Genomic DNA, 4,319 nt, shown 5'->3' with positions numbered 1-4,319 from the left:
GAATAGAGGAGACAGGTGTAATGATGCTGCGGCGCGGCAATTAAATCCAATTTTCATTCATGATGAGGGTCATTAGTTTCATGAATGAAGAAAACATGTCTTTACTATAAGAAATTTTCTTAAAAATTGCTCTGGACAAGCGCCGGAGTTCTACCTATAATTCTGCCTCCTTTGACAGCTCAGGCTGAGAAGGAAAGCAGGGCAAGGTTCTGTTTGGTAGGAAAAGCAAGTTTGCTGTTGAAAAAAACAAGCTTTCCAATGCGAAATGAACCCTGTATAATACTGCTTCTTAAGCGGCTGTAGCTCAGCTGGATAGAGTACTTGGCTACGAACCAAGGGGTCGTGGGTTCGATTCCTGCCAGCCGCACCAGAATTTAGTAGTATGCAGTAAATAACGGGGTCGCCCGTTATACAATGAAGTTTTTAGCGGCTGTAGCTCAGCTGGATAGAGTACTTGGCTACGAACCAAGGGGTCGTGGGTTCGATTCCTGCCAGCCGCACCAGAATTTGTAGTGTGTAGTAATAACGGGGTCGCCCGTTATACAAAGAAGTTTTGCGGCTGTAGCTCAGCTGGATAGAGTACTTGGCTACGAACCAAGGGGTCGTGGGTTCGATTCCTGCCAGCCGCACCAAATAAGAAGGGTTCAGATCGGAAGATCTGAACCCTTTTTTCTTTCCGCGTCCACAAATCAGCTCTGTGAGTTTTTCGCCGCCTGGCGGCCAGCGGTGGGCTGTCATTGCGTTATCTCAGGTAATATTGATGTATGACTATCATTACCTGCATAGAAGACCTGCGCGTGCTGGCCAAGAAGCGTGTGCCGCGCATGTTTTACGATTACGCCGATTCTGGTTCCTGGACTGAGTCCACTTACCGTGCCAACCAGACCGATTTCCAGAAAATCAAATTCCGCCAGCGTGTGGCGGTGGATCTGAATGACCGCCAGCTGCAGTCGAGTATGGCCGGACAGCAGGTGTCGATGCCGGTGGCAATCGCACCGACCGGCTTGACCGGCATGCAGCATGCCGACGGCGAGATCCTGGCAGCCAAGGCAGCCGAAAAATTCGGCATACCGTTTACGCTTTCTACGATGAGCATCTGCTCGATCGAAGATGTGGCGGCGAATACGAGCAAGCCTTTCTGGTTCCAGCTGTATGTGATGAAGGACCGCGAGTTCATCAATCGCCTGATCGACCGCGCCAAAGCCGCCAAGTGCTCGGCGCTGGTGCTGACGCTGGATTTGCAGGTGCTGGGCCAGCGCCACAAGGATTTGCGCAACGGCTTGTCGGCGCCGCCGAAGCTGACCATCCCGAATATGCTGAACATGGCGACCAAGCCACGCTGGTGCCTGGGCATGCTGGGCACCAGGCGCCGCCAGTTCGGCAATATCGTGGGGCACGCGACGTCGGTGTCGGACATGTCGTCCCTGTCGGCGTGGACCAGCCAGCAGTTCGATCTGAGCCTGTCGTGGAAAGATGTGGAGTGGATCAAGCAGCGCTGGGGCGGCAAGCTGATCATCAAGGGCATCATGGATGCGGAAGATGCGCGGCTGGCGGTCGACAGTGGCGCTGATGCGCTGATCGTCTCCAACCACGGCGGCCGCCAGCTCGATGGCGCGCAGTCCTCGATTGAAGCGCTGCCTGCCATTGCTGATGTCGTGGGCAAGCAGATCGAAGTGCATCTCGACGGCGGCATCCGCAGCGGCCAGGACGTGATCCGCGCGATTGCGCTCGGCGCACGCGGCGTGTATATCGGACGGCCTTTCCTCTACGGGCTCGGCGCCATGGGCGAGCAGGGCGTGACGCGCTGCCTCGAAATCATCCGCAACGAACTTGATTTGACCATGGCTTTTTGCGGCTTGCGCGATATCCAGAACGTCGACAAGTCGATTCTGCTCCCCGGCACTTATTGATCCGCCTCAAAAGGCATGCTCCCGCTGCGCGCGCAATCGCAGCTGGGCTTGCTTGACGGGGAGGGGATCATGGCGAATGATGGCGTGAATGAATACAGGATCGCTATGCTTGAGCAGCAAATGGCTGAAGTCCTCGTCAAATTGGACGAGATGCGCACCGAGTACGCTACCAAAGCAGAACTTGCAGCGCTGACCGTGCGCGTCGAAAGGCTGGAGCAGGAAGTCAAGGAAATGCGCATCGAGTACGCCGCTCGCTTCGCCGCAATCGAAAAACGGCTGGATACGATCGAAGCGACTTTGGCGACACTGGCGACGAAGGACGAGCTCAAGGCCGCAATCAGCCAGGCGCTCAACCGCGGCATGGCGGTAATGATCACCACACAGCTCGCGCTGAACAGCGGGCTGTATCTCCTGCTGCGGCACGCGAATTAGCCGCCGCCGATGCCTTCGATGATGCGGCCAGTGCCGCCGCAGTTAGGGCATTCTTTCCCATCGGGTGTTTTGCCGCTGCCGCTGCAGACGGGGCAGATGCCTTCGCCGCTGCCTGGTGTGCCGGGCGTCGCTTCATCGCCGGGGTTCAGTTCTGGGTCCATGCGCCATCCTCCCTAAAGGCCCAATGTAGCGCAGCACAAAAAAAGACGGCGTCCCGCAGGACGCCGTTGAGGGGCAAGCTACTTACCGGTAAACCGTTGCTTGTCGCAGCCGCGTAAGCGGCGGATCAATGATCCGCCCTACGTCAGTTGCGGGCCTGGGCGTCGCTGGCCGGGGCATCCCAGCCGCCGCCCAGGGAGCGGATCAGCGCGACCGTGGTTACCGCGCGATTGCCGCGCAGCTGCACTGCCGTGCGCTCAACCGCTGCCAGGTTGCGCTGCGCGTCGAGCAGGTCGAGATAGCTCGAACGGCCCGCTTCGTACAATTTCTTCGCCAGGTCAGCCGAACGGCGCGCCGACACCAGCGCGTCGTCGATCTGCGCGGTCTGGCCGCTCAGGATGCGCAGGCCGGCCAGGTTGTCTTCCACTTCCGAGAAGGCCACCAGCACCGACTGGCGATACGACGCGACCGACTCTTCCAGCGCGGCTTCGCTGCGGCGGATGTTGGCGCTGTTGCGGCCACCGTCGATGATCGGCGCGGAGAGCAGGGCGCCCAGCATCCACGAACGGCTGGTCAGCTTGAACACATCGCCGAAGGTGCCGGCCACGCCGCCACCGTTGCCGCTGATGGTCAGCGCCGGGAACATGGCGGCGCGGGCCACGCCGATACGGGCGTTGGACGCTTCCATGGTCTTTTGCGCAGCCGCGATATCGGGACGGCGCTCCAGCAGCGAAGAAGGCATGCCGGCCGGGATCGAAGGCAGCAGGGTCGAGTCCAGCAGCGGGCTCGGACCAGCCGAATACGCCGCGGCCGGCTTGCCCAGCAGGACCGCCAGTGCATGCTCGGTCGTCACACGCTGGCGCTGCAGGCCAATGGCATCAGCGCGCGTGGTGGACAGCTCGGTCTTGGCGCGGGTCAGATCGAACTCGCCGATATCGCCCAGGTCGAAGCGGCGCTGGTTGACCTTCACATTTTCTTCGCGCAGACGCACAGTCTCCTGCACCGTTTCCAGCTCGGCATCGGTTTCGCGCAGCTTGAAGTAAGTCTGCGCCACGTCAGCCTGCAGGGCCAGCAGCACGGAGCGGTAGCTCGCTTCCACGGTCGCCGCATCGTTGCGGGCTGCCGCAACGTTGGACGACACGCGGCCGAACAGGTCCACTTCATAGCTGGCGGTCAGGCGTGCCGAGTAGGCGGTCGACGGCGACACATTGGTGCCGGCCGGCAGACCCAGTTCGGTTGGCGATTGCTGGCCGCGCTGGGCGCCGACGCCGACGCCGATCTGCGGAATGCGGTCCGCTTCAGCGATGCCCGCGATGGCGCGGGCCTGCTTGACGCGGGCCGCAGCCACGGCCAGGTTGGCGTTGGCCTTGGTGGCTTCAGCGATCAGCTCATTCAGGGCCGGATCGTTGAATGCCAGCCACCACTCGCCGCGCGGCTGCTGCTCGGCAGGCTGCGCCTGCTTCCAGCGGCTTCCGTCCGCAGCCGTCACCACGCCCACAGGTGCGGTGGCCGACTGCGATTCCTTGAACGCAGCCGGGGTCTCAATCGCCGGCTGCTTGAAGGCTGGGGCGCCGCAGGCCGTCAGCAGCAATGCTGCCAGCAGCGGGGCCACGCCTTTTGCAATCATGTTTTTCATTAGTGGGTCCCTTCCAGTTGGGCGGTCGAATCGGCCGCCGGGGATTTCTTCTCAAGACGCACAGCCAGGGTACGCAGCAGCACGTAGAACACCGGGGTCAGGAACAGACCGAAGAAGGTCACGCCCAACATACCTGCGAACACGGCCACACCCATCGCATGACGCATTTCCGAACCTGCACC

5 protein-coding genes and 3 tRNA genes are annotated in these 4,319 nt (G+C 60.7%); 5 read left to right on the top strand and 3 right to left on the bottom strand.

Annotated features, from left to right (window positions below; genetic code table 11):
- The first annotated feature begins 293 nt into the window (after nucleotides 1-293).
- The 5 genes from AB4Z11_RS24695 to AB4Z11_RS24675 all read left to right on the top strand — a co-directional run bounded on the left by AB4Z11_RS24695 (nucleotide 294) and on the right by AB4Z11_RS24675 (nucleotide 2,342).
- A tRNA-Arg gene (locus tag AB4Z11_RS24695) sits at nucleotides 294-370 on the top strand.
- A 56-nt stretch (nucleotides 371-426) separates the two neighbouring features.
- A tRNA-Arg gene (locus tag AB4Z11_RS24690) sits at nucleotides 427-503 on the top strand.
- Between the two features lie 52 nt (nucleotides 504-555).
- A tRNA-Arg gene (locus AB4Z11_RS24685) sits at nucleotides 556-632 on the top strand.
- Between the two features lie 132 nt (nucleotides 633-764).
- Entirely contained in the window at nucleotides 765-1,910 is a 1,146-nt protein-coding gene (locus AB4Z11_RS24680) for an alpha-hydroxy acid oxidase (RefSeq protein WP_442028383.1), read from the top strand.
- Between the two features lie 15 nt (nucleotides 1,911-1,925).
- Nucleotides 1,926-2,342: a hypothetical protein gene (locus tag AB4Z11_RS24675; protein WP_442028381.1), complete on the top strand. Its 417-nt coding sequence runs from the start codon at nucleotides 1,926-1,928 to the stop codon at nucleotides 2,340-2,342.
- Here AB4Z11_RS24675 and AB4Z11_RS24670 read toward each other — a convergent pair.
- The 3 genes from AB4Z11_RS24670 to AB4Z11_RS24660 all read right to left on the bottom strand — a co-directional run.
- Entirely contained in the window at nucleotides 2,339-2,503 is a 165-nt protein-coding gene (locus tag AB4Z11_RS24670) for a hypothetical protein (protein ID WP_442028379.1), read from the bottom strand. The genes AB4Z11_RS24675 and AB4Z11_RS24670 overlap by 4 nt on opposite strands.
- 143 nt (nucleotides 2,504-2,646) lie before the next feature.
- Nucleotides 2,647-4,137: an efflux transporter outer membrane subunit gene (locus AB4Z11_RS24665; protein WP_442028377.1), complete on the bottom strand. Its 1,491-nt coding sequence runs from the start codon at nucleotides 4,135-4,137 to the stop codon at nucleotides 2,647-2,649.
- Nucleotides 4,137-4,319: efflux RND transporter permease subunit (locus AB4Z11_RS24660; RefSeq protein WP_442028375.1), on the bottom strand; the 183-nt coding region annotated here is incomplete at its 5' end. The genes AB4Z11_RS24660 and AB4Z11_RS24665, both read right to left, overlap by 1 nt.

The organism is Pseudoduganella sp. RAF53_2 (assembly GCF_052113985.1).
GTDB lineage: Bacteria > Pseudomonadota > Gammaproteobacteria > Burkholderiales > Burkholderiaceae_D > Rugamonas.
The sequence above is the reverse complement of the archived record's forward strand: the minus strand, read 5'-3'. Positions and strand labels throughout refer to the sequence as shown.

Excerpts from the sequence above, each read along its gene's own strand:
- AB4Z11_RS24680 (WP_442028383.1), top strand. The coding sequence starts at position 765 with ATGACTATCATTACCTGCATAGAAGACCTGCGCGTGCTGGCCAAGAAG.
- AB4Z11_RS24675 (WP_442028381.1), top strand. The coding sequence starts at position 1,926 with ATGCTCCCGCTGCGCGCGCAATCGCAGCTGGGCTTGCTTGACGGGGAG.
- AB4Z11_RS24670 (WP_442028379.1), bottom strand. The coding sequence starts at position 2,503 with ATGGACCCAGAACTGAACCCCGGCGATGAAGCGACGCCCGGCACACCA.
- AB4Z11_RS24665 (WP_442028377.1), bottom strand. The coding sequence starts at position 4,137 with ATGAAAAACATGATTGCAAAAGGCGTGGCCCCGCTGCTGGCAGCATTG.